Origin of the sequence: Microbispora sp. NPDC049633 (assembly GCF_040675265.1) — a bacterium.
GTDB classification, from domain to species: Bacteria; Actinomycetota; Actinomycetes; order Streptosporangiales; family Streptosporangiaceae; genus Microbispora; species Microbispora maris.
In genome coordinates, this window is sequence record NZ_JBFAOO010000026.1 from 35,622 (window position 1) to 56,081 (window position 20,460).

General features: G+C 72.8%; 21 protein-coding genes. 15 read left to right on the top strand and 6 right to left on the bottom strand.

The window, feature by feature from the left end; translation table 11 throughout:
- Positions 1 to 7: 7 nt before the first annotated feature.
- Positions 8 to 433, bottom strand: coding sequence for a pyridoxamine 5'-phosphate oxidase family protein (locus AB0J39_RS09800; protein ID WP_363463004.1), 426 nt, complete (start codon positions 431 to 433; stop codon positions 8 to 10).
- Positions 434 to 607: 174 nt separating this feature from the next.
- Here AB0J39_RS09800 and AB0J39_RS09805 point away from each other — a divergent pair, with 174 nt between their 5' ends.
- The 6 genes from AB0J39_RS09805 (at position 608) to AB0J39_RS09830 (ending at position 6,443) form a co-directional block, all read left to right on the top strand.
- Positions 608 to 1,015, top strand: a complete 408-nt coding sequence (locus tag AB0J39_RS09805; RefSeq protein WP_363463005.1) for a VOC family protein — start codon at positions 608 to 610, stop codon at positions 1,013 to 1,015.
- A 63-nt stretch (positions 1,016 to 1,078) separates the two neighbouring features.
- Positions 1,079 to 1,291 (top strand): hypothetical protein, encoded by a 213-nt coding sequence (locus tag AB0J39_RS09810; protein ID WP_363463006.1) that lies wholly within the window; start codon positions 1,079 to 1,081, stop codon positions 1,289 to 1,291.
- A gap of 5 nt (positions 1,292 to 1,296) precedes the next feature.
- Positions 1,297 to 1,632, top strand: coding sequence for a metalloregulator ArsR/SmtB family transcription factor (locus AB0J39_RS09815; protein WP_346224726.1), 336 nt, complete (start codon positions 1,297 to 1,299; stop codon positions 1,630 to 1,632).
- The gene (locus tag AB0J39_RS09820) at positions 1,629 to 3,362 is read left to right on the top strand and encodes a SulP family inorganic anion transporter (RefSeq protein WP_363463007.1); all 1,734 of its coding nucleotides are present in this window, start codon (positions 1,629 to 1,631) and stop codon (positions 3,360 to 3,362) included. The genes AB0J39_RS09815 and AB0J39_RS09820 overlap by 4 nt, the downstream gene beginning before the upstream one ends.
- Positions 3,363 to 3,443: 81 nt before the next feature.
- Positions 3,444 to 4,766, top strand: coding sequence for a lanthionine synthetase LanC family protein (locus AB0J39_RS09825; protein ID WP_363463008.1), 1,323 nt, complete (start codon positions 3,444 to 3,446; stop codon positions 4,764 to 4,766).
- Positions 4,767 to 5,432: 666 nt separating this feature from the next.
- Complete coding sequence (locus AB0J39_RS09830) at positions 5,433 to 6,443, top strand: hypothetical protein (RefSeq protein WP_363463022.1); 1,011 nt, start codon at positions 5,433 to 5,435, stop codon at positions 6,441 to 6,443.
- Between the two features lie 16 nt (positions 6,444 to 6,459).
- On the opposite strand, the gene secA2 is transcribed toward AB0J39_RS09830, so the two are convergent.
- On the bottom strand, positions 6,460 to 8,724 hold the full coding sequence (secA2, locus tag AB0J39_RS09835; RefSeq protein ID WP_363463009.1) for an accessory Sec system translocase SecA2: 2,265 nt from the start codon (positions 8,722 to 8,724) through the stop codon (positions 6,460 to 6,462).
- Positions 8,725 to 8,852: 128 nt separating this feature from the next.
- Here secA2 and AB0J39_RS09840 point away from each other — a divergent pair, with 128 nt between their 5' ends.
- The 3 genes from AB0J39_RS09840 (at position 8,853) to AB0J39_RS09850 (ending at position 11,180) form a co-directional block, all read left to right on the top strand.
- Positions 8,853 to 9,209, top strand: a complete 357-nt coding sequence (locus AB0J39_RS09840; protein WP_169987786.1) for a VOC family protein — start codon at positions 8,853 to 8,855, stop codon at positions 9,207 to 9,209.
- A gap of 109 nt (positions 9,210 to 9,318) precedes the next feature.
- Positions 9,319 to 10,146, top strand: coding sequence for a hypothetical protein (locus AB0J39_RS09845; RefSeq protein WP_363463010.1), 828 nt, complete (start codon positions 9,319 to 9,321; stop codon positions 10,144 to 10,146).
- Between the two features lie 146 nt (positions 10,147 to 10,292).
- On the top strand, positions 10,293 to 11,180 hold the full coding sequence (locus AB0J39_RS09850; protein WP_363463011.1) for a DMT family transporter: 888 nt from the start codon (positions 10,293 to 10,295) through the stop codon (positions 11,178 to 11,180).
- A gap of 12 nt (positions 11,181 to 11,192) precedes the next feature.
- Here AB0J39_RS09850 and AB0J39_RS09855 read toward each other — a convergent pair whose 3' ends face one another.
- Entirely contained in the window at positions 11,193 to 12,356 is a 1,164-nt protein-coding gene (locus AB0J39_RS09855) for an FAD-dependent monooxygenase (protein ID WP_363463012.1), read from the bottom strand.
- Between the two features lie 68 nt (positions 12,357 to 12,424).
- On the opposite strand from AB0J39_RS09855, the gene AB0J39_RS09860 reads away from it, so the two are divergent.
- Entirely contained in the window at positions 12,425 to 12,994 is a 570-nt protein-coding gene (locus AB0J39_RS09860) for a TetR/AcrR family transcriptional regulator (protein WP_363463013.1), read from the top strand.
- Between the two features lies 1 nt (position 12,995).
- Here AB0J39_RS09860 and AB0J39_RS09865 read toward each other — a convergent pair whose 3' ends face one another.
- A complete protein-coding gene (locus AB0J39_RS09865) occupies positions 12,996 to 13,574 on the bottom strand; it encodes a GNAT family protein (protein ID WP_363463014.1) in 579 nt (192 codons plus the stop codon).
- A gap of 115 nt (positions 13,575 to 13,689) precedes the next feature.
- On the opposite strand from AB0J39_RS09865, the gene AB0J39_RS09870 reads away from it, so the two are divergent.
- From AB0J39_RS09870 to AB0J39_RS09885, 4 genes are read left to right on the top strand one after another with little or no spacing between them, the layout of a single operon-like run.
- Positions 13,690 to 14,640 (top strand): phosphotransferase family protein, encoded by a 951-nt coding sequence (locus AB0J39_RS09870; protein WP_363463015.1) that lies wholly within the window; start codon positions 13,690 to 13,692, stop codon positions 14,638 to 14,640.
- The gene (locus AB0J39_RS09875) at positions 14,640 to 15,860 is read left to right on the top strand and encodes an acyl-CoA dehydrogenase family protein (RefSeq protein WP_363463016.1); all 1,221 of its coding nucleotides are present in this window, start codon (positions 14,640 to 14,642) and stop codon (positions 15,858 to 15,860) included. The genes AB0J39_RS09870 and AB0J39_RS09875 overlap by 1 nt, the downstream gene beginning before the upstream one ends.
- Positions 15,861 to 15,867: 7 nt before the next feature.
- Complete coding sequence (locus AB0J39_RS09880) at positions 15,868 to 17,040, top strand: acyl-CoA dehydrogenase family protein (protein WP_363463017.1); 1,173 nt, start codon at positions 15,868 to 15,870, stop codon at positions 17,038 to 17,040.
- Positions 17,037 to 18,236, top strand: coding sequence for an acyl-CoA dehydrogenase family protein (locus tag AB0J39_RS09885; RefSeq protein ID WP_363463018.1), 1,200 nt, complete (start codon positions 17,037 to 17,039; stop codon positions 18,234 to 18,236). Before AB0J39_RS09880 ends, AB0J39_RS09885 begins: the two co-directional genes overlap by 4 nt.
- Positions 18,237 to 18,254: 18 nt before the next feature.
- On the opposite strand, the gene AB0J39_RS09890 is transcribed toward AB0J39_RS09885, so the two are convergent.
- Entirely contained in the window at positions 18,255 to 18,902 is a 648-nt protein-coding gene (locus tag AB0J39_RS09890; protein WP_363463019.1) for a TetR/AcrR family transcriptional regulator, read from the bottom strand.
- Positions 18,903 to 19,054: 152 nt separating this feature from the next.
- On the opposite strand from AB0J39_RS09890, the gene AB0J39_RS09895 reads away from it, so the two are divergent.
- Entirely contained in the window at positions 19,055 to 19,822 is a 768-nt protein-coding gene (locus AB0J39_RS09895) for a nuclease-related domain-containing protein (protein ID WP_363463020.1), read from the top strand.
- Between the two features lie 62 nt (positions 19,823 to 19,884).
- Here the strand turns inward: AB0J39_RS09895 and AB0J39_RS09900 are convergent.
- Positions 19,885 to 20,460 (bottom strand): VWA domain-containing protein (locus tag AB0J39_RS09900; RefSeq protein WP_363463021.1); only part of this gene is annotated, 576 nt, incomplete at its 5' end.

Below are 20,460 nucleotides of genomic sequence, written 5' to 3' on the forward strand. Positions count from 1 at the left end.
GACGCGGCTATCCGTGCTGGATGCGCCGGCCGCTGATCTCGACCGGCGCGATCCGGATGTACAGCTCGCGCTCGCCGCCCGCCCAGGTCTCGACCTTCGTGTTCACGTCGCCGGTCACATGGTGGGCCCCGCCGCGGACGAGGACGCTCCAGCCCTCCCGGGTGCTCTCGTCGATGCGGTCGACCTCGAAGGCCACCATGAAGTCGGCCCCCTCGACCCCGGTGCGCAGATCGGCGTCCATGGGGCCGCCGAGAGCGGTGCGGAACAGCACGGCGCCCTGCTCGACGGTGTAGTTGACCGGCAGGATCACCGGCCCGCTGGGGTTGTTGAACGCGATCCTGCCCACGCCGCCCGGGGAGATCAGCCGCAGGCACTCCTCACGGTCGAGCTTGTCCAGGCGCGGCATGCCGGCGGGCGCGGTGTCTTCAGTCATACGGACCTCCACAGTGATCCTCAACGGGCGTCGGCGACCAGTCTGTCGTCGCTGTTTCTCCGGCGGCACGGCGGTCCGTCACTTCCGGAGGGGCCGAAAGGCCCATGTGCGCCTTGGCCGCCGCTTTCCCCGATCCATCCTTAACCGCATGCCCCGGATGGGCACTACGGTCACATGGAAGTGCTGAGCAGCCGCATACTTCTGCGACCGGCCGACCGGGCCGAGAGCCGCCGTTTCTACCGGGAGGTCCTGGGCCTGGCCGTCAGCCGGGAGTTCGGGGCGTCCGAGGACCCCGGGATGGTGTTCTTCCTGGGGCAGGGGCTCCTCGAGGTCTCTCCCCGCGGCGCGGGCGACGGGGGGCCGGGCACCGCGATCTGGATGCAGGTGCGCGACGTCCAGAAGGAGCACGACCGGCTGGTGGAGGCCGGGGTGCCGGTGTCCCGGCCTCCTCGGCTCGAACCGTGGGGGCTGGTGGAGATGTGGATCGAGGACCCCGACGGCCTGCCGATCGTGCTGGTCGAGATCCCCGAGGGCCACCCGCTGCGGCGCGACCAGCGTTCCTTCACGCCGCGCCCCGCCTGAAGCCCGCCCTCCTCCGGGCGGGCCGCAGAGCTGACGAATTGAAGAATTCTTCATATCGCGAATATGCTGTTCTCGTCTGACGGACGAGAGGACGACATGCACGAGTTCACGGCGGAGCTGCGCGCCCGGCTCGGGGAAGCGCGCGAGGACCTGCGGCGGGCGCGGGAGGCCGGCGACGAGCACGGAGTCCAGATCGCCTCCGGCCGGCTGGACAACCTGCGGCGGCTGGCCGCCGACCACGGGATCAGCCTGGAGGCGGCGGGAGAGACGGAGTGACCCCGATGCCCGTTCCCCTCTATCAGGCCAAGGCCGACTTCTTCCGCACGTTAGGTCACCCGGTGCGCATCCGCGTGCTCGAACTTCTGCGGGACGGCCCCCGCCCGGTCCGCGAACTGCTCGGCGAGATCGAGGTCGAGCCGTCGAACCTGTCCCAGCAGCTCGCCGTGCTGCGCCGTACCGGCCTGGTGAGCGCGGTCAGGGAGGGGGGCACGGTGGTCTACTCGCTGGCCACCCCCGACGTTGTCGACCTGCTCGCGGCGGCCCGGCGGATCCTCACCGACATGATCACCGGCCAGGGTGAGCTGCTGGCCGAGCTCCAGGCGGAGGCGGCGAAGTGACCGGCGCGGCCAGACTGCTGTACGGGCGGGTCGCGGGGTTGCTGCCCTCGCCCGCCGACTGGCGGCCGGCCCGCCGCAGCCCCGGCCGCGACCTGATCGCTGGCCTCACGGTCGCGGTGGTGGCCCTGCCGCTCGCGCTGGCCTTCGGGGTCGGCTCCGGCCTGGGCGCGCAGGCCGGCCTGGCGACCGCCGTCGTCGCGGGCGCGGTGGCCGCGGTCTTCGGCGGCAGCAACCTCCAGGTCTCGGGCCCGACGGGGGCGATGACCGTCGTCCTCGTGCCGATCGTGCACACGCACGGCCCTGGTGGCGTGCTCGCGGTCGGCCTGCTCGCCGGGATCGTGCTCGTCGTGCTCGCGCTGGCCCGGGTCGGCAGGTACGCCCGCTACATGCCCACCCCCGTCATCGAGGGCTTCACGGCGGGCATCGCCGTCGTGATCGCGTTGCAGCAGGTGCCCGCGGCGCTCGGCGTGCGGGGCGAGGGGGAACGGGTGTGGCAGGCGGCCGGCGACGCCGTCGCGAACTTCGCACGCGACCCGCGTCCGGTGCCGATCGTGCTGGCGCTCGTGGTCGCGGGGGTCATGCTGCTGGGGGCGCGGTGGCGGCCGGCGGTGCCGTTCTCCTTCCTCACGGTCGTGGCGGCCACGGCCGTGGCCGAGGTCGCCGGGCTGGACGTCGCCCGCATCGGGTCCCTTCCGGCCGGACTGCCCGCGCCGTCGATGAGCTTCCTCGGCCCCTTCCTCGATGGCGGCGCGATCACGTCGCTGCTCCCGGCGGCCCTCGCGGTGGCCGCCCTCGGAGCGCTGGAGAGCCTGCTGTGCGCCTCCGTCGCCGACGGCATGAGCGTGGGGGAGCGCCACGACCCCGACCGTGAGCTGTTCGGGCAGGGCCTGGCGAACGTCGTCTCCCCGCTCTTCGGCGGTATCCCCGCCACCGCCGCGATCGCCCGTACGGCCGTCAACGTCCGCTCGGGCGCGCGCTCACGCCTGGCCGCCCTCACGCACGCCGTCGTGCTTGCCGTCATCGTGTTCAGCGCGGGCGGCCTGGTGGGGCGCATCCCGCTCGCCGCGCTGGCCGGGGTGCTGCTGGCCACGACGGTCCGCATGGTCGAGGTCGGATCGCTGCGCGCGATCGCCCGCGCCACCCGGGGCGACGCCGCGGTCATGGTCCTCACCTTCGCCGTGACCGTCGTCCTCGACCTCGTCACGGCCGTCGCGGTCGGCGTCGGCGTCGCGATCGTGCTCGCCCTGCGGGCCGTCGCGCGCAGCGCCCAGATCGAGCAGGTCCCGCTGGAGACCGGCGACCACGGCGACGAGGAACGGCGCCTGCTGGCCGAGCACATCGTGGCCTACCGGTTCGACGGGCCGCTGTTCTTCGGCGCGGCCCACCGCTTCCTGCTGGAGTTGTCGGAGGTCGCCGACGTGCGGGTGGTCATCCTGCGCATGTCGCGCGTGTCCACGATCGACGCCACCGGCGCGGGGGTCCTCGGCGACGTGATCACCCGGCTCGAGGGCAGGGGGATCACCGTGCTGCTGTCGGGCATCCGGCCGGGCCACGACGAGGTCCTCAGCGGGCTCGGGGTGGCCGATCACCTCCGCCGCGACGGCCTCGTCTTCCCGGACACGCCGGCCGCGATCGCCCACGCCAGGACACTGCCCGGACTCCTGTCCGCGCCGCCGCCGGCCCCGGTCGCCACGGCACGCCACCCCGACGTTCCCGTGCCGACGGTGTGATGGGTGCGCGACTCCCCGTAGGCTTCCGTTTGTAAGAGTGGTAGCCTTAATTTCCTACCAGATTTGTGGGAGACTGGGGTGATGAGCGCCTGGCCCCGTGAGAGCCCTATCACCGCCGCCGTCACGGCCGCGCGCTGGGTGCGGTCGGCGGGGGTCGACGACGACCTGGGACGGCGATGGCGGGCCAACCCCGATCCCCGGGGGCGGTCGTCCGGCGCCGGTGACGCCTCCTCCCTCTATGCCGGCGCGGCCGGCGTCGTGCTGTTCTTCCTCGAACTCGCCGCCGCCACCGGCCACGAGGCGTACCTGCGGGACGCGCTCGCGGGAGCTCGCCGGCTCGCCGCCACCTGGCCGGAGCGGCGTGACCCGACCTTCTACCACGGGCTCGCGGGCGTGGTCTTCGTGCTGGCGGAGACGGGGTGGGCCACCGGCGACGAGGAGGTCTTCGGGGCGGCCCGAGCCGCCGCCGACCGCCTCGTCCGCGACGTCCGTCCGCTGGGCGAGGGCATCGGCTGGACCGGGGACCCGGCGCAGCGCGGTGACGGGGGGATCGTGCTCGCCCTGCTGCACGCGGCGGGCATCCTCGGCGTCCCGGCGTACGAGGAGGTGGCGATCGAGGCGGGGGAGCGCATCGCGAGCCTCGCCGTCCCCGGGCACCGCTTCGGCGGGGACGCCGTCCCCGACCTGCCCGTGGACTCCGTCACCCCCGGGTTCCTGTCCGGAACGGCGGGCACCGCCTTCCTGCTCGCCCGCCTGTACGGCGTGACCCGCGACGAGCGGTTCCTCGCGGCGGCCCGCCGGGGCGCCGACTTTGTCCGGACGGTCAGCGTGGTCACCGACAAATGCGCGCTCGTGCCGCATCACCTCCCGCAGGGCCGCAGGCTCAACTACCTCGGCTTCTGCTCGGGGTCCGCGGGGGTGGCCCGGATGTTCTACGAACTGCACCGGGTCACCGGCGACCCGGGCGATCTCGACTGGGTGGAGCGGCTCGCGCACGGCATCGTGCAGAGCGGGGTGCCCGGATCCCGGCCGCCGGGTCACTGGGACGTGGCCTGCCTGTGCTGCGGCACCGCCGGGCTGATCGACTGCTTCGTGGGCCTGTACGCGGCCACGGGGGCTGGGCCGTACCTCGACTTCGCGCGCACGCTCGCGATCGACCTGATCGGGCGGGCGACCGCGGGCGACGACGCCGGCTTCCGCTGGTACCAGGCGTACCGGCGGCTGCGGCCCGGCGAGGTCACGGCGGACACCGGATACATGGTGGGAGCCGCGGGCATCGGGACGGCTCTGCTGCATCTGGAGGCCGCGGAGCAGGCCGCGCCGCGCCGGTTGATCCTCCTGCCGGACAACCCGTTCCCGGCCATCCCGATCCCCGCCGCCGTCCTGCGCGGCGAGCAGGCGTAGCGGCTGAAATTTTCAGCCGTTCCCGGCACGTACGCCCAGTTCGGCGGGGGCGACGGGTCCGTCGCTTTGCCTTGGGCGGTCTCGTTGGCGACGCTTCGGTCCGGCGCGTGTCCGCCGGCCTGGGTGCCGGCCGGACCCGAACGCCCGGGACCGCTCCACCGGGGCGTCCCCGATCAGAGACAGCGACGGCGCCCGGAGTCCTTCGGGGCCGCGCCGCGAGGCCGTCCGCCGTCGTTCTGATCCCGGTACGTGGCGTGCCCTCCTTCCCTCCAGCCCCCCGGAAGGGGGGCGCGTCCACATCTGACTTTGCCACTTCCTGGGATATTCGTCCAGAAAGTAAAACTTTTGTCCGCGATGTCGAGATTTGGGGTGTTCTTGGCCTAGTGTCCGGTTATCCGACCGTGACCAGTCAGGAGATCCCCCATTTCCAGCTACGCGGACCCCCACAACGACGCCCTCCTGGAGCAGACGAGCCCGGCGAAGGGCGAGACGCACCACGCGACCGCCGTGTCCCCGAACCGGCAGGACGCCCCCGCCCGCCCCGCCCCGGCGGGCCCCCAGCACCCCCACGCCGACATCGCGACCGTCGTGAGCCACGTCCTCGGGCCGGAACCGGCCGAGGCGCCCGCCATCCCGGCGGTCGGCTGCCCGACGGCCGGTGGCGAGATCGTCCTTCACTCCGGCAAGACGACCGCGTCGTACTTCTGGGACGACGGGTCGGGCATCAACGGCGACACCGGCGCCCCCGCGTCGGGTAAGCCGATGCAGAAGGGCCTGGCCGCCAGCCCTAGCTGGCCGATGGGCACCAAGGGCTATGTGATCTACAAGGGGAAGAAGGCCGAGTTCTTCGTCGGCGACCGCGGTCCCGGCGTGCCCTCCAGCAGCGGGGTCATGCTCGACCTCGACGGCAAGACGTTCGCCGAGCTCACCGGCGGCACCTGGAACACCCGCTCGCTCACCGTCGAGGACGCGGGCGGTCTCGGCCACATTCCGGTGCAGTACGTGATCACCGAGTGGGGCAAGGGCCTCGGCAAGACGGGCGCGCCCAAGCCGTTCTCGACGGGCGCGTACGGCGTCAGGGACCACGCGGAGCCCCCGCCGCCGTGTCCCACCGCGGCTCCCGCTCCCTCCGCGGCTCCCGCCGCGCCCCAGGACGCCGCTCCCGCGTCCACCCCCGGCGTGAAGGAGAACCAGGCCCCTGCGGCCCCCGCTGCCTCCGTGGCTCCCTCCGTGGCTCCCTCAGCGACCCAGTCCACGGCCCAGTCCACGGCCCAGTCCACGGCTCCGTCGGCGGCCCCCGCGCCGCCCGCCGAGCCCGCCGCGCGGATCCAGGCGGCCGGGGTGGGGATGTTTCCCCTCTCGGCCACGACGGCGGGGAAGGGCGGCGGGTCTCCCGCACCCTCGGCCGCCGCGAAGACCACAGCGATGACCACAGCGATGACCACGGCGAAGACCACGGCGAAGACCACGGCGAAGGCCGTGAAGACGGCGAGGACCGGCGAGGCGACGGCCTCCCCGGCGTTCACTCGGGCGTCGGCCGCGAGCGGGCAGCTCGAAGAGGCGGCCGTTCCCGCGTTCTCGGTCGCGATCGTCGTGTGCGCGCTCGTCGCCGTCGGCGCCAAGGCCGTGCTGAGCCGCCCCGCGCACGCGCATGCGGGCCGCCACCGCAAGCGGTAGGACGCGGCGCGGGCCGCTACCGTTTGCGCTTGAGCGTCCCGGCCACGCGCTTGAGCACGCGGTCCCACTCTGAGCCGAACGGGTTGTCCTGCACCAGGTAGGTCCAGGTGGCCGTGGGCCGCTTGAGGCCCTGCTCCGCGAGGTCCCGGGTGACGTCGGCTTTCTCGAAGGTTTCCTTGGAACGCCGCTCGACCTCGTCGAGCATGGCCCGGTAGGCCGGGACGGCCTCGCGGTTGAACTCGTCGAGCGGGTTCAGCCGGCCGAGGGCCCGCAGGTGGATGCCCTCGCGCAGGTCGGCGAGGAAGCCGAGGTGCTCGGTCCAGCAGCGGTCGAGGTGATACAGCACGATCTGCCGGGCGGCCCGCTCGACGGCCTCCCGGCCCGCCTCCTCGCACAGCTCGCGGTAGCGCTCCGGGCAGGCCTGCTCCAGGGCCCGCGCCCCGATGTCGCCGTGCAGGACGCGGTCGCGCCGGTCCAGCACCTCCGCCCGCTGGCGCTCCTGCTGCCGTGAGTAGCGCCAGGTGTTGCGGTGGATTTCCAGGTTGACGCCCTCGGCCACGCGCTGCGCGTGCGCCACCAGTCCGGCGGCGTCGGCGCCGGACACGACGCCGTCGCGGCCGGCCGGGGGCAGCGACTGCTCCGGCGCGTACGCGGTGAGGAGCGTGTCCTCGCCGCTGACGAAGAAGACCGAGCCGCCGGGGTCGCCCTGCCGTCCCGCCCGGCCGCGGAGCTGGTCGTCCAGCCTGCTGCTCTCGTGCCTGCCGGTGCCGATGACGTAGAGCCCGCCGAGCCCGGCGACCTCCTGCTCCTCGCCGGGGTCGCCGGCGCCGAGCCGGATGTCGGTGCCGCGCCCGGCCATCTGGGTGGAGACCGTGATCGCGCCGTGCCGGCCGGCCTTCGCGATGATCTGCGCCTCCTCGGCGTCGTTCTTCGCGTTCAGCACCGTCGCGCTCAGCCCTCTGGCCTCCAGGGCCCCGGCCAGGCGCTCGGACTCGGCGACGTCGAGCGTGCCGACGAGGATGGGCTGCCCGGTGGCGTGCCGGGTCTCGATCTCCTCGAGCAGCGCCCGTTCCTTGTCCTCCAGCGTGGCGAAGATCCGGTCGGGCTCGTCCGCGCGTACGCACGGCTTGTTGGGCGGGATGACCGCGACCTTGAGGTCGTAGAACTCCCGCAGCTGCTCGGCCACGGCGATCGCGGTGCCCGTCATGCCGCACACGCGCGGGTAGCGGCGGATGAGGCTCTGCACGGTGAGCGAGTCGAGGATCTCGCCCGTCTCCGACGCCGGCAGGTGCTCCTTGGCCTCCACGGCCGCCTGGAGCCCGTCCGGCCAGCGCTGCAGCACCGCGACCCGGCCGCGCGAGGTGTTGATCAGGTGGACCCGGCCGTCCCTGACGATGTAGTCGACGTCCCTGGTCAGCAGGGCGTGGGCGTGCAGGGCGAGGTTGACCTGGGTCACCACGCCGGGGTGCTCGTAGAGGTCGATCCCGAGGGCCTTCTCGACCGTGTCGGTGCCCTTCGGGGTGAGGAAGACGCTGCGCCCCTCCTCGTCGATCGTGTAGTGGTAGCCGCGCGACAGCCGCCGCACGAGTGCCGCCATCTCGGGCAGCGCCGTGCCCGGGTCGGCCGTGCCGGCCAGCACCAGCGGCACGCGGGCCTCGTCCACGAGCACGGAGTCGGCCTCGTCCACGAGCGCGATCTCCGGAGCGGGCACGACCAGCTCGGCCGGATCCGTGCGCAGGCGGTCGCGTAGCACGTCGAACCCCAGCTCGCTGACGGCGCCGTATGTCACGTCGCACGCGTACGCCGCCCGGCGCTCCTCGGGGGCCGAGGTCTCGGCGATCCACCCGGCCGTGAGGCCGAGCGTCTCGTACAACGGTCCCATCCACTCGGCGTCGCGGCGGGCCAGGTAGTCGTTCACCGAGACCGCGTGGACCCGCGCGCCGCGCAGCGCGTACCCGGCCGCGGCGAGGGCGCCGACGAGCGTCTTGCCCTCGCCGGTGGCCATCTGCACGACGTTGCCCTCCAGCATGGCGAGCACGCCCACGAGCTGCACGTCGTACGGCCGCTGGCCGAGTGCCCGGCGGGCCGCCTCCCGCATCGCCGCGCAGAAGTCGGCGCTGCCGACCCAGGCGGGATCCGGCTCCGCGGGACGGAGATCGGCCCGCTGGGCCACTTCGCTCTCGAGTTCGCCCGCCTCGGCGACGATCCGCTGGAAGGGGGCCAGGTCGACACTTCCCGGCTTGTCCAGGAACCGCCTGATCCATGCACCTACCCGCGCCACACCCGCTCCAACGACTCGCCTGCCGGACTGGTTCCACATGCCCGGTTCATGGTCCCACTATCGGCGAAGATTTCGATGGTGTGGGTACCTGACACTCCCTGACAGGATTGGGCGGCAGGATGGCGGTCATGACAACGATCGCGAAGCTCATCGCCGTGACCATCGACTGCGCCGAGCCGAAGAGGCTCGCCGAGTTCTACTCACAGATCACCGGGTTCCCGGTGCAGTACGCCGAGGAGGAGTACGCCGGGATCGGCGACGGCACGACGAGCATCTACTTCCAGCGCGTGCCCGAGCGGAAGGCCCCCTCCTGGCCCGGCGGGGACAAGCAGTTCCATCTCGACTTCCGGGTGCCCGACGTGGCCAAGGCGGTGGAGGAGTACGTCGCGCTCGGGGCCACCAAGCCGGAGTTCCAGCCGGGCGACTGGGTGGTGCTCGCCGACCCGGAAGGCCACCTTTTCTGTGTCTGCCCGGAGAGGTCCTGAACTCTCCTGACGATGCAGGCAGCGTGCTTACATCGCGTGAACGAATCTAGTCTCAGCGTGATCGATTTCGGCGGGCAGGGGGCCCGCCCGATGCGACGCGGAGGCATTCATGGCGACTCGTTCAGCGACGCGCCCCGGCCCGGTCTTCCTCGGAGCGGTGTTCGCCTGCGCGGCGGGCCTGCTGGCCGGATCGGCCGCGAGCCCGGCGAGTGCGCAGGCCCGGCCCGGCGAGCCCGGGCGGGCGGCCGTCGCCCCGCCCCGGATCGGCGTGCTGAAGGCCGGCGGCGACGCTCTGGTCAAGGAGGGCGGCGTGTCGGCGAGCTGGGTGCTGCAGCAGGGCGGGGTCGTCCAGATCGCGCTGTCGGGTGACCGGATCGGCGTCGTCACCGGGGACGGCAAGGCCTGGGTGAAGGAGGGCGGGTTGTCGGCGAGCTGGGTGCTGCAGCACGACGCCGGGATCAAGCAGCTCGTGCTGTCGGGTGACCGGATCGGTGTGCTGACGGCGGACGGCAAGGCCTGGGTGAAGGAGGGCGGGCTGTCGGCGAACTGGGTGCTGAAGTACGGCAGCGTGAAGCAGCTCGCGCTGGCGGGCAAGCGCATCGGCGTGCTGCGGTCCGACGGCGTCGCCCTCGTGAAGTACGACGGCCCGTCGGCCACCTGGGCGACCGCGAACACGAACGTGAAGCAGCTCGTCCTGGCCGGCGACCGCATCGGGGTCGTCAGGAGCGGCGGCGCGGCCCTGGTGCAGGAGGGCGGCCGGCCCGCTCCGTGGGTGACCCAGAGCTACAACGTCCTCGAACTCGCGCTGGCGGGCAAGCGGGTCGGCATGCTCACGGTCACCGGCGAGGCGTGGGTGAAGGAGGGCGACCTGTCCGCCGGCTTCAGGAGCGAGGACACCGGGGTCATCGACATCGCGCTGTCCAGCGGCACCGACTGAGCCGCACGTCCCCCGTTCCCGGGATCCGCGCCGCCGCGGATCCCGGGACCTGCCCGGAAAGCCCCACTTGTGTCGCGAGCTCCCTTGGCGCCCGCCGGGCCCCACTAAGCTTGCGTGGTGATTTCTCGACACACCGGCGGGCGCGCATGACCTGGGTGGGAGTGGCGATCGCCCTCGTCGGCGCGCTGGGGTACGCCCTGGGCGCGGCGCTGCAGCAGTTCGAGGCGGTGAGCGAGGGGGCGACCCTCGCGCTCGTCAGAAGGCCCCGCTGGTGGATCGGCGGCATCATCGGTTTCACCGGGGCGTCGCTGCACGCGGTGGCGCTCAGCCTGGCGCCGCTCGTCGTCGTCCAGCCGGTGAGCGTGGCGACGCTCGTCTTCGCGGTGCCGCTCGCCGCCACCCTGCACGGAAGGCGCCCGCGCCGGGCCGAGATCGCCGGGTCGATCGCGGTGGCGGCAGGCCTGCTCGGCCTGATGCTGCTGGTCCCGGCGCACAACGTGACCCCGGTCCTGTCGGACGCGAACGCCATCGGGCTGATCGCGTGCATCGGCCTGGTGGCCGCCGTCACGTTCACCGCGGCGCGCTGGCTCAGGGGCCCGTCGAAGGCGCTGCTGATGGCGATCGGCGCCGGTGCGGTCACCGCGACCGTGTCCACGTTCGTCCGGGTCGTCGGCGGCGGGCTCGAAGGCGACCTCGGCAACCTGCTGCACTGGTTCACTTTGGCCATCCCGGTGCTGCTGGTCTGCGCCGTGGTGCTGCTGCAGAAGTCGTACGCCGTGGGCTACTTCGGCATCGCCTACGCCGGGGTCCAGGTCGTCGACCCCATCACCTCCGTCACCGCCGGGGCCCTGCTGCTGGGCGAGTCGCTGCCCACCGAAACGGACAAGGCGATCCCCGCGCTGCTCGCGGCCGCCCTGCTGATCGCCGGGACGATCACGCTCGGACGCCTCGCGCCCGACCATTCCAAGCGCGCCGCCGCACCGGCCGAGCCGGACAGGATCGGCGAACCGGTGGTCGCGTCCGAGGCCGCCTGAGCCGCGCGCTCCTCAGGGCCGCCAGTCGAAGACCGGGTCGAACTGCCGCATCGCGACGTTCGGCCCGAACCGGCCCGCCGCGCGCATCGCGCCGTCGCGGAGTGCGACAGCCAGCGGATTGCGCCACCGGGTGAGCCGGCCGATCGCCCGGGACCGCCGCACGATCGGTGTCGTCCGCGCCAGCCGTTCCCGGCTGTAGACGGCCAGCCCGGCGGCCGGATCCGCGATCGGAGACCCGTGCGGCGAGACGCGCTCGGCGAGCACGACGGCGTCCTCCATGGCCTGACAGGCCCCCTGCCCGAGGTTGGGCGTCATGGCGTGCGCCGCGTCGCCCAGCAGCGCGACCCGCCCCGCGTGGAAGGCGGGCAGCGGCGTGTCGAGGCAGTGGACGTCGTGCCGGAGCACGGCCTGCGGGTCCGCGGCGGCCAGCAGCGCGGGGATCGGGTCGTGCCAGCGGCCGAACAGCCGGAGCAGTTCCTCTCTTTCGTCCGTCGCGCGCAGCCCCGCGGGGACCGGCGCGGTGGCGTAGCAGTACACCTGACCACCCGCGAGCGGCATGACCCCGAAGAGCGGCCCCGCTCCCCAGGTCTCCGACGCGCCGGTTACCCCGGGCAGCGGCACGATCGCCCGCCAGCTCGTCACGCCCGCGTAGACCGGTGCGGGATGCCCGGGGAACAGGGCGGCGCGGGTCCGGGACCTGATCCCGTCCGCCGCCACGACGAGGTCGGCCTCGATCGTCTCCGCCGCCCCCGCGTCGCTCGCCGCCAGGGTGACGCGCCCGGTCGCGGGGTCGGCCGACACGACGCGCGCGTTCACCCGCAGGGCTCCCGGCGGCAGGCGCTCGGCGAGGATGCCGACCAGCGACGACCGCGCGAGCAGCACGATCGGGTCGCCGTACCGCGCGGTGGCGTCCTCCGCGGTGGTACGCGACAGCCACCGGCCGTCCGGCACCCGGATGCCGCTGCGGCCCTGGATCGCGGAGAGCCTCCGGACCTCGTCGCCGACGCCGATCACGTCGAGCGCCCTGAGCGCGTTGGGCGCGACCGCCAGCCCGGCGCCCACCGGCTCGATCGACGCCGCCTGTTCGAGGACGGTCACCGACCACCCCTTGCCCGCCAGGGCGAGGGCCGCCGTCAGCCCGCCGATGCCCGCCCCGATCACCACCGCGTGCGCCATGCCCGCCTCCTCGTCACTACAGCCGTAGTAAGCGTACTACAGCCGTAGTCCGGCCCTACGATGTGAGGGTGAGCAGTCAGCGGGCGGTCCTCGTCGCCGACGCGGCCATCGCGATCCTGGCGGAGCGGGGGATGCGCGGCCTCACTCACCGGGCGGTCGACGAGGCCGCCGGGCTCCCGCCGGGATCCACCTCGAACCACGCGCGTACGCGCGCGGCGCTGCTCGGGCTGACGCTGGCCCGGCTCGCCGAGCGCGAGGAGGCCGTCTTCGCCGCCGTGACCACACCCGAGGCCGAGGTGTCCCGGGACGAGGTGGCGGATCTCCTGGCGAGGATGACGCACGCGGCGGTCACCGTGCACCGGGAGACCACGATCGCGCGATACGAGCTGGCCCTGGAGGCGACCCGGCGTCCGGAGCTGCGCAAGACCTACGACGAGATAGGGCGCCGCTTCCGCGAACTCGCCACCGCCGTGCTGGCCGCCGCCGGCTCGCCCGACCCGGTACGGCACGGCCGCCAGATGGTCGCCTACGTCGAGGGGCTGCTGTTCGACGCGGTCGTCGGCGCGGGCGGCGTGCCGCCTCTCGAAGATCTGGACGCCGCCTTCCGGGACCTGCTCCGCGTCGCCACGAGCATGTGACCTACCGGGCGGTCAGCAGGCGGGCGCGATGGGCGGGCCACTCGTCGTCGAGGATCGAGTAGAGGGGGCTGTCGCGCCACGTGCCGTCGGGGCGGCGGTACTGCCGCCGGAGCACGCCCTCACGCACGCCGCCGATGCGCTCGATGGCGGCCTGCGACCGCAGATTGCGGATGTCCGTCTTGAGCACCACGCGGGCGAACCCGAGGGCGAAGGCGTGGTCGAGCAGCAGGATCTTGCACTCGGTGTTGACGGCGGTGCGCCAGTAGGCCCTGCCGTACCAGGTGGAGCCGACCTCCACGCTCTCGTCGAAGCCGCCGACGTCCCAGTAGCCGGTCGAGCCGATCGCCCGGCCCGTCTCCTTGAGGACCACCGCGAACTGCGTGGTGCGGGGATCGGCGAGCAGCTTGTCGACCATCCGGCGGGTGTCGTCCTCGGTCTCCGGCACGGGCTCCGGCCGGAACCGCCAGACCTCCTCGTCCTGCGCCACGAGGAACAGGTCGGGCACGTGGCCGGGGGCGAGCGGCTCCAGGCGTACGACGCGGCCGTCGAGCACGGCCGGCGCGGGCATCTTCGCGGTCATGTGCACGACGTTATCGGCGACGTATCGTGCGAGCGGAGGGCCACTCGGAGCCGATAGGGGACGACCACTTCCGGCTCTGTCGACACACATACCGGCTGGTCGGTATCCTTCCCCTGTGAATCCTGACCCGCCCGGCCTCGACCTCACCCGCCTCGCCGGACACCTGCAGCGTGAGGGCCTGACCCGGGGGCCTCTCACCGCCGAGCTGATCGTGGGGGGCAAGTCCAACCTGACGTACGTCGTCGGAGACGGCGAGAGCACGTACGTCGTGCGGAGGCCGCCCCTCGGGCACGTCCTGGCGACGGCGCACGACATGGGCCGCGAATACCGGGTCATGAGCGCGCTCCAGGACACCGGCGTACCGGTCCCGCGCACCTACCACCTGTGCCGGGACGCCGAGGTCGTCGGCGCGCCCTTCTACGTCATGGAACACGTCCGGGGCGGGCAGCCGCCGCTCACCCCCGCCCTCGCCCACGGGCTGGTGGACGTGCTGGCCGCACTCCACTCGATCACCCCCGCGAGTGTGGGCCTGGGCGACTTCGGCAGGCCCGACGGCTTCCTGGAGCGGCAGGTCGCCCGGTGGAAGCGGCAGCTCGACGCCTCGCGCAGCCGCGAGGTGCCCGGCATCGACGACCTCTACGAGCGGCTCGCCCGGGACGTGCCCGTCTCCGGCCCGCCGGCGATCGTCCACGGCGACTTCAAGCTCGGCAACACGCTGATCGCCGACGGCGAGGTGCGCGCCGTGCTCGACTGGGAGATGTCCACGCTCGGCGACCCGCTCACCGACCTGGCGCTGTTCCTCCTGTACGGCGAGGTCGCCTCGCTCGACCGCGGCTCGGCCGGGGAGGTGCCGCCCAGCTCGGAGCTGGCCGCGCATTACGGCGAGGCGTCCGGCCGTGACCTGTCCCGGCTCGGCTGGTATGTCGGCCTCGCCTGCTTCAAGCTCGCGGTGATCGCCGAGGGCATCCATTTCCGATACACCAAGGGGCTCACGGTCGGGGAGGGCTTCGCCGAGGTCGGCGATCAGGTCGCCCCGATCGTCGCCCGCGGGCTGATGGAGGTCTGATGGATTTCGGGTTCGACGCGACCACGGAGCGCTATCGGGAGCGGCTGCTCGCCTTCATGGACGAGTGCGTCCACCCCGCCGAGCAGGCCTTCCACGAACAGGCGGCGGCCAGCGGGTGGAGTCCGCCGCCCCTGCTGGAGGACCTCAAGGCCGAGGCCCGCTCGCGCGGCCTGTGGAACCTCTTCCTCCCCTCTTCCGAAAAAGCAGGTGAACGCGGCGCGGGGCTGACCAACCTGCAGTACGCGCCGCTCGCGGAGATCATGGGCAGGTCGCCCGGCATCGCGCCGCCCGCCACCAACTGCGCCGCCCCGGACACCGGCAACATGGAGGTGCTCGCGGAGTTCGGCAGCGAGTGGCAGCGCAAGGAGTATCTGGAGCCCCTGCTGGCCGGCGAGATCAGGTCGGCCTTCGCGATGACCGAGCCCGAGGTGGCCTCCTCCGACGCGACGAACATCGCGACCTCCATCAGGAGGGACGGCGGGGAGTACGTCATCAATGGCCGCAAGTGGTACATCACCGGCGCGATGAACCCGAACTGCAAGGTCTTCATCGTCATGGGCAAGACCGACCCGGAGGCGCCCAAGCACCGGCAGCAGAGCATGGTGCTGGTCCCGCGCGACACCCCCGGCCTGACCGTACGGCGCGGCATGACGGTCTTCGGCTACGACGACGCCGACCACGGCGGCCACGCCGAGGTGGTGTTCGAGGACGTACGGGTGCCGGTGGACAACCTCGTCGGCGAGGAGGGCGGCGGCTTCGCCATCGCCCAGGCGCGGCTCGGGCCGGGCCGCATCCACCACTGCATGCGGCTCATCGGCATGGCCGAGCGGGCGGTCGAGCTGATGTGCCGGCGGGTGCTGTCGCGCGAGGCGTTCGGCAAGCAACTGGCCAGGCAGGGGGTGATCCAGGACTGGATCGCCGAGTCCCGGGTGCGCATCGAGCAGTTGCGCCTGCTTGTGCTGAAGACGGCCTGGCTGATGGACACGGTCGGCAACAAGGGCGCGCACACCGAGATCCAGGCCATCAAGATCGCCGGCCCGGCGACCGTGGAGTGGATCCTGGACAAGGCCATCCAGGCGCACGGCGCCGGCGGCCTCAGCCAGGACTTCCCGCTGGCGGCGCTGTGGGCGGGGGCGCGGTCGCTGCGGTTCGCCGACGGCCCCGACGAGGTCCACAAGCGGTCGCTGGCCTACCGCGAACTCAAGAGATACATGGGGTGATGTGCTGGTGACATGGGATGAGGCGTCGGTCGCCGAGCGGGCCAGAGCCTTCCGCGCGGAGCACGACCCGGCGGTCATGGACCGCCTGGAGTTCCTGCGCGCCCGGTTCGACGCCGGGCTGGCGTGGGTGCACTTCCCCGAGGGCCTCGGCGGGCTCGGCGCGCCCCGCGGGCTGCAGGCCGTGGCCGACCGGGAGCTGAAGGGCACGCCCGACAACCAGCCGGGCCGGATCGGCATCGGCCTCGGCATGGCGGCCCCCACGATCCTCGCCTTCGGCACCGAGGAGCAGAAGAGGCGCTTCCTGCGGCCGTTGTGGACGGGCGAGGAGGTGTGGTGCCAGCTGTTCAGCGAGCCCGGCGCCGGCTCCGACCTCGCCACGCTGGCCACCCGCGCCGTACGCGAGGGCGACGAGTGGGTGGTGGACGGCCAGAAGGTGTGGACGTCGAGCGCGCACACGGCGCGCTGGGCCATCCTCGTGGCCCGCACCGACCCGGACGTGCCCAAGCACCGCGGGCTGACCTATTTCGTGTGCGACATGCACGCGCCCGGCGTCGAGGTGCGCCCGCTGCGTCAGATCACCGGAGAGGCCGAATTCAACGAGGTCTTCCTCACCGGGGTGCGGCTGCCCGACTCGCTGCGGCTGGGCGAGGTGGGCGACGGCTGGCGGGTCGCGCAGACCACGCTCATGAACGAGCGGGTCGCCATCGGCGGCACGCCGAGCCGTCGCACGATGATGGGCGTCGTCGCCGAGACCTGGCGTTCCCGGCCCGAGCTGCGCACCCACGACCTGCACCAGCGGCTGCTCAAGCTGTGGGTGGACTCGGAGGTCATGCGGCTGACCGCCGTACGGCTGCGCGAGCAGCTCGCCGCCGGGCATCCCGGGCCGGAGGGGTCGGGCATGAAGCTGGCCTTCGCCCGGCTGCACCAGGAGCTGTCGGGCCTGGAGGTGGAACTGCTCCGCGAGGACGGCCTGGCCTACGACGACTGGACGTTCCGCCGGCCCGACACGGTCGACTTCATCGGCCGCGAGGCGGGCTACCGCTACCTGCGCGCCAAGGGCAACTCGATCGAGGGGGGCACCTCCGAGATCCTGCGCAACATCATCGCCGAACGCGTCCTCGGCCTGCCCGCCGAGTCGCGCGCCGACAAGGACGTCGCCTGGAAGGACCTCCCCCGATGACGCTGCTGTACACGGAGGTGGAGGAGGAGCTGCGGGCCGCCGTGCGCGCCCTGCTCGCCGACAAGTGCTCCCCGTCCGCCCTGCTCGACCGTGCCTCCCGTACGGCGGAGTCGGGCACGCCGTACGACGCGGAGCTGTGGAAGGCGCTGGCCCGAGACATCGGCGTGGCCGGGCTGCTGATCCCCGAGGAGCTCGGCGGCGCCGCCTCCCGTGAAAGCGGCGCGTCGGCCCGCGAGGCCGCCGTCGTGCTGGAGGAGCTGGGCCGGGCCGTGGCTCCCGTGCCGTTCCTGAGCAGCGCCGTCCTGGCCACCCAGGCCCTGCTGACGGCCGCTGGGCAGAAGGCGCGCGGAGACGTCGCGGCGGAGCTGCTGGGACGGCTGGCCGCGGGGGAGGCGACGGCCGCGCTCGCGGTGTCGTTCGCCGCCTCGCCGTACGCGCCGCCGGGTCCGGTGGCGACGCTCGGCGAGGACGGCACGGTGAGCGGGACCGTGACCGGGGTGATCGGCGCGGAGGCCGCCGACGTCCTGCTCGTGCCGGTACGGCTCGCGCGGTCCACGAAGCAGGGCACCGGCCTGTGCGCGGTGGAGACGTCGCCGGCCGCCGGAGAGGCGGTGCGGGTGACGTCGGTCACCTCACTCGACCTGACCCGGCCGATCGCGACCGTGTCGTTCGACTCGGCGGCCGCCCGCGTCGTCGCCATGACCGACGGCATGGAGGCGCCCTGGGTGTGGGAGGCACTGGTGCGCGGCGCCGGGCTGCTCGCCTCCGAACAGCTCGGCGTGGCCGAGTGGTGTCTCACCACGACCGTCGCGTACGTGAAGGAGCGCAGGCAGTTCGCCCGGCCGGTGGGGTCGTTCCAGGCGGTCAAGCACCGGCTGGCCGACCTGTGGCTGGAGGTCGTGGGGGCCAGGGCCGCGGCCCGCGACGCGGCCGCCCGGCTGGCGGAGGCGCCCGCCGGGGGACCGCTGGGCGACGACGCGGCGGTGGCGGTCGCGGTGGCGCAGGCCCACTGCGGAGCGGTGGCCGTGCACGCGGCCGAGGAGTGCGTGCAGCTCCACGGCGGCATCGGGATGACCTGGGAGCACCCCGCCCACCTGTATCTCAAGCGGGCCAAGGCCGACCAGATCGCGCTGGGCACGCCGGGCGACCACCGCGAGGCGCTGGCGGGCCCGGCGGACCTCCCGGCGCCCGCGTGAGCGGTGTTTCCGGCCTGATCAGGGCCGCAGCGCGTTGAGCAGGAGGTCGGCGAAGTGGCGGCCGACCTCCTGCCCGGTCAGCGGGCCGTCGGGGTGATACCAGGTGCCGAGGTGGTGGACCGAGCCGAAGAAGAAGTCCACCACCATCTCGGCGGGGATGTCGCCGCGGAAGACGCCGTCGCGCTGCCCCTCGACGACGAGGTCGCGGAACCGCTCGTGGTAGCGGCGCCGCTCGGCCCGCACGCTCTTGTACGTCTCCGGCGTGAGCTGGTGCATGGACCTGAAGAAGATCTTGGAGTCGTCCAGGTTGTCGACCGTGGTCACCACCACGTCCGTCGCCGCCGCGTGCAGGCGCTCGGCCACCGGGCCCTCCGCGTCGGCGAACCGGTTGAGGCGCTCCATCTGCAGGCGCAGCACCCGGGCGTAGATCTCGTGGAGCAGGTCGTCCTTGGAATCGAAGTAGTGGTACATGGCGCCCTTGGTGACGCCGGCCGCCGCCACGATCTCCTGCACCGACGTGCTCTCGAAGCCCCGCTCGGCGAACAGGCGGGTGGCCTCGGCGAGCAGGCGCTGCCGCACCGGCTCCTCCAGGGACCCACCGGCGGGGCGCTCCCCGTTCGCGAGATCCCCGGTTACGCGGCGCTCTCCAGCTGCGCGGCGGGCCATGCCGACCTCCTTCGTCTCTCGAATCAAGCATACCGACTGGTCGGTCAAGTGTCGGCACTGGCGTAACTGCGCTACTTCCCTCACCTTAGGAGGGTTGGGATTCCCGGTCGGGTATCCCGGAGTAAGCCGCATGCCTAGTGTGGGGGGTTCGCGTGCCCAATGGGTCCATTTACGTCCCGAGGGACGAGAAGTTCACCGGCGCATCGCCGCAGAACCTGTACGAGACGTTCTGGTACGCCGGCCGCAAGAACCGCATCCGGATACGGGCCGCCATCGCCTTCGCGGGGTTCGTCGTCGGCACCCTGGTGGGCCCGCGGCTGGGGCTGAACATGATCGCCGCCGGCCTCGGGCTGGCCGTCCTCGCGGGCGGCACCGACCTGTTCGTCGCCTGGCGCCTGCATGAACGCACGGCCGTGTGGCGGGGCAAGCGCCGCGGCGAGGTGCGCACCGGGCGGCTGCTGCGTCTCGGGCTGCGCCGGCACGGCTACCGCGTGATGGACGGCCGGGCCGTGCCCGGCGAGGCGTCGATCGACCACCTCGTCATCGGGCCGGGCGGCGTCTGGATCGTGGACAACGAGGCGTGGTCGCCCGACACCCTGATCGCGCGGTACGGCGAGCGGTTGTTCTTCGACGAGAAGTTCGGCACCTCGGTCGCCAAGGGCCTGATCTCGGCCGCCGGGTCGATGGCCGCGCTGCTGACCAAGGAGACCGGCATCCAGATCTCGATCAATCCGGTGCTCGCCGTGCACGGCGGGAAGATCAAGGCCAGGGGCGGCGTGCTGTACGGCGAGGGGCTGACCGTCGCCTACCCGCTAAGGATCGCCCGCTGGATCCGCACCCACGGCTCCCCGAAGTTCACCGAGGACGAGATCGAGCTGCTGGCCCGTACGGCGGCCCGCATCCTGCGCCGCATGAGCTGAGAGCAGACGGACGCGGGCCGGAATCGGGTCGGGCGAAGGGTCTCGATTCAGGCCAGTGTCTATCAAGTCAGCGTCTCGACGAACGCGGCGAGCTGGGCGACGTTGCGGCACTCGTGCATGGGGACGACCGAGCCGTACGACGTGGCGAGCGAGTCCCCGGTGTCCCACTGGGCCCGGGGCTCGGGGTTGAGCCAGTAGGCGTGCCTGGCCTGCCCGGCCAGCCGTTTCAGCGTGCCCAGCGCCGGAGCCTGGTAGTTGGACCGGGCGTCGCCCAGGATCAGCAGCGACGTCCGGGGGCCCACCGTGTCCGGGAACCGTTCGGCGAAGCGCTCGAAGACATGGCCGTAGTCGGTGCGGCCGAACCTGACGATGTCGGCCTCCTCCGTCAGGCGGCCGATGGCGTCCAGCACGTCCGCGCCCGGGGCGAACAGGCGGGTGATCTCGTCCACGGTGTCCACGAACGCGAACGCCCGGACCTTGGTGAACTGCTCCCGCAGCGCGAACGTGAGCAACAGCGTGAAGTGCGAGAACGTGGAGACCGAGTCGCTGGCGTCGCACAGCACCACCAGCTCGGGCCGGTGCGGGCGGGGCGGGCGCAGATAAGTGGTGAGCGGCACCCCGCCCGTGGACAGCGACGC

Bases quoted from the DNA above. Each gene is read 5' to 3' on its own strand.
- AB0J39_RS09800 (WP_363463004.1), bottom strand. From the start codon at position 433: ATGACTGAAGACACCGCGCCCGCCGGCATGCCGCGCCTGGACAAGCTC.
- AB0J39_RS09805 (WP_363463005.1), top strand. From the start codon at position 608: ATGGAAGTGCTGAGCAGCCGCATACTTCTGCGACCGGCCGACCGGGCC.
- AB0J39_RS09810 (WP_363463006.1), top strand. From the start codon at position 1,079: ATGCTGTTCTCGTCTGACGGACGAGAGGACGACATGCACGAGTTCACG.
- AB0J39_RS09815 (WP_346224726.1), top strand. From the start codon at position 1,297: ATGCCCGTTCCCCTCTATCAGGCCAAGGCCGACTTCTTCCGCACGTTA.
- AB0J39_RS09825 (WP_363463008.1), top strand. From the start codon at position 3,444: ATGAGCGCCTGGCCCCGTGAGAGCCCTATCACCGCCGCCGTCACGGCC.
- AB0J39_RS09840 (WP_169987786.1), top strand. From the start codon at position 8,853: ATGACAACGATCGCGAAGCTCATCGCCGTGACCATCGACTGCGCCGAG.
- AB0J39_RS09845 (WP_363463010.1), top strand. From the start codon at position 9,319: ATGGCGACTCGTTCAGCGACGCGCCCCGGCCCGGTCTTCCTCGGAGCG.
- AB0J39_RS09850 (WP_363463011.1), top strand. From the start codon at position 10,293: ATGACCTGGGTGGGAGTGGCGATCGCCCTCGTCGGCGCGCTGGGGTAC.
- AB0J39_RS09855 (WP_363463012.1), bottom strand. From the start codon at position 12,356: ATGGCGCACGCGGTGGTGATCGGGGCGGGCATCGGCGGGCTGACGGCG.
- AB0J39_RS09865 (WP_363463014.1), bottom strand. From the start codon at position 13,574: ATGACCGCGAAGATGCCCGCGCCGGCCGTGCTCGACGGCCGCGTCGTA.
- AB0J39_RS09875 (WP_363463016.1), top strand. From the start codon at position 14,640: ATGGATTTCGGGTTCGACGCGACCACGGAGCGCTATCGGGAGCGGCTG.
- AB0J39_RS09885 (WP_363463018.1), top strand. From the start codon at position 17,037: ATGACGCTGCTGTACACGGAGGTGGAGGAGGAGCTGCGGGCCGCCGTG.
- AB0J39_RS09890 (WP_363463019.1), bottom strand. From the start codon at position 18,902: ATGGCCCGCCGCGCAGCTGGAGAGCGCCGCGTAACCGGGGATCTCGCG.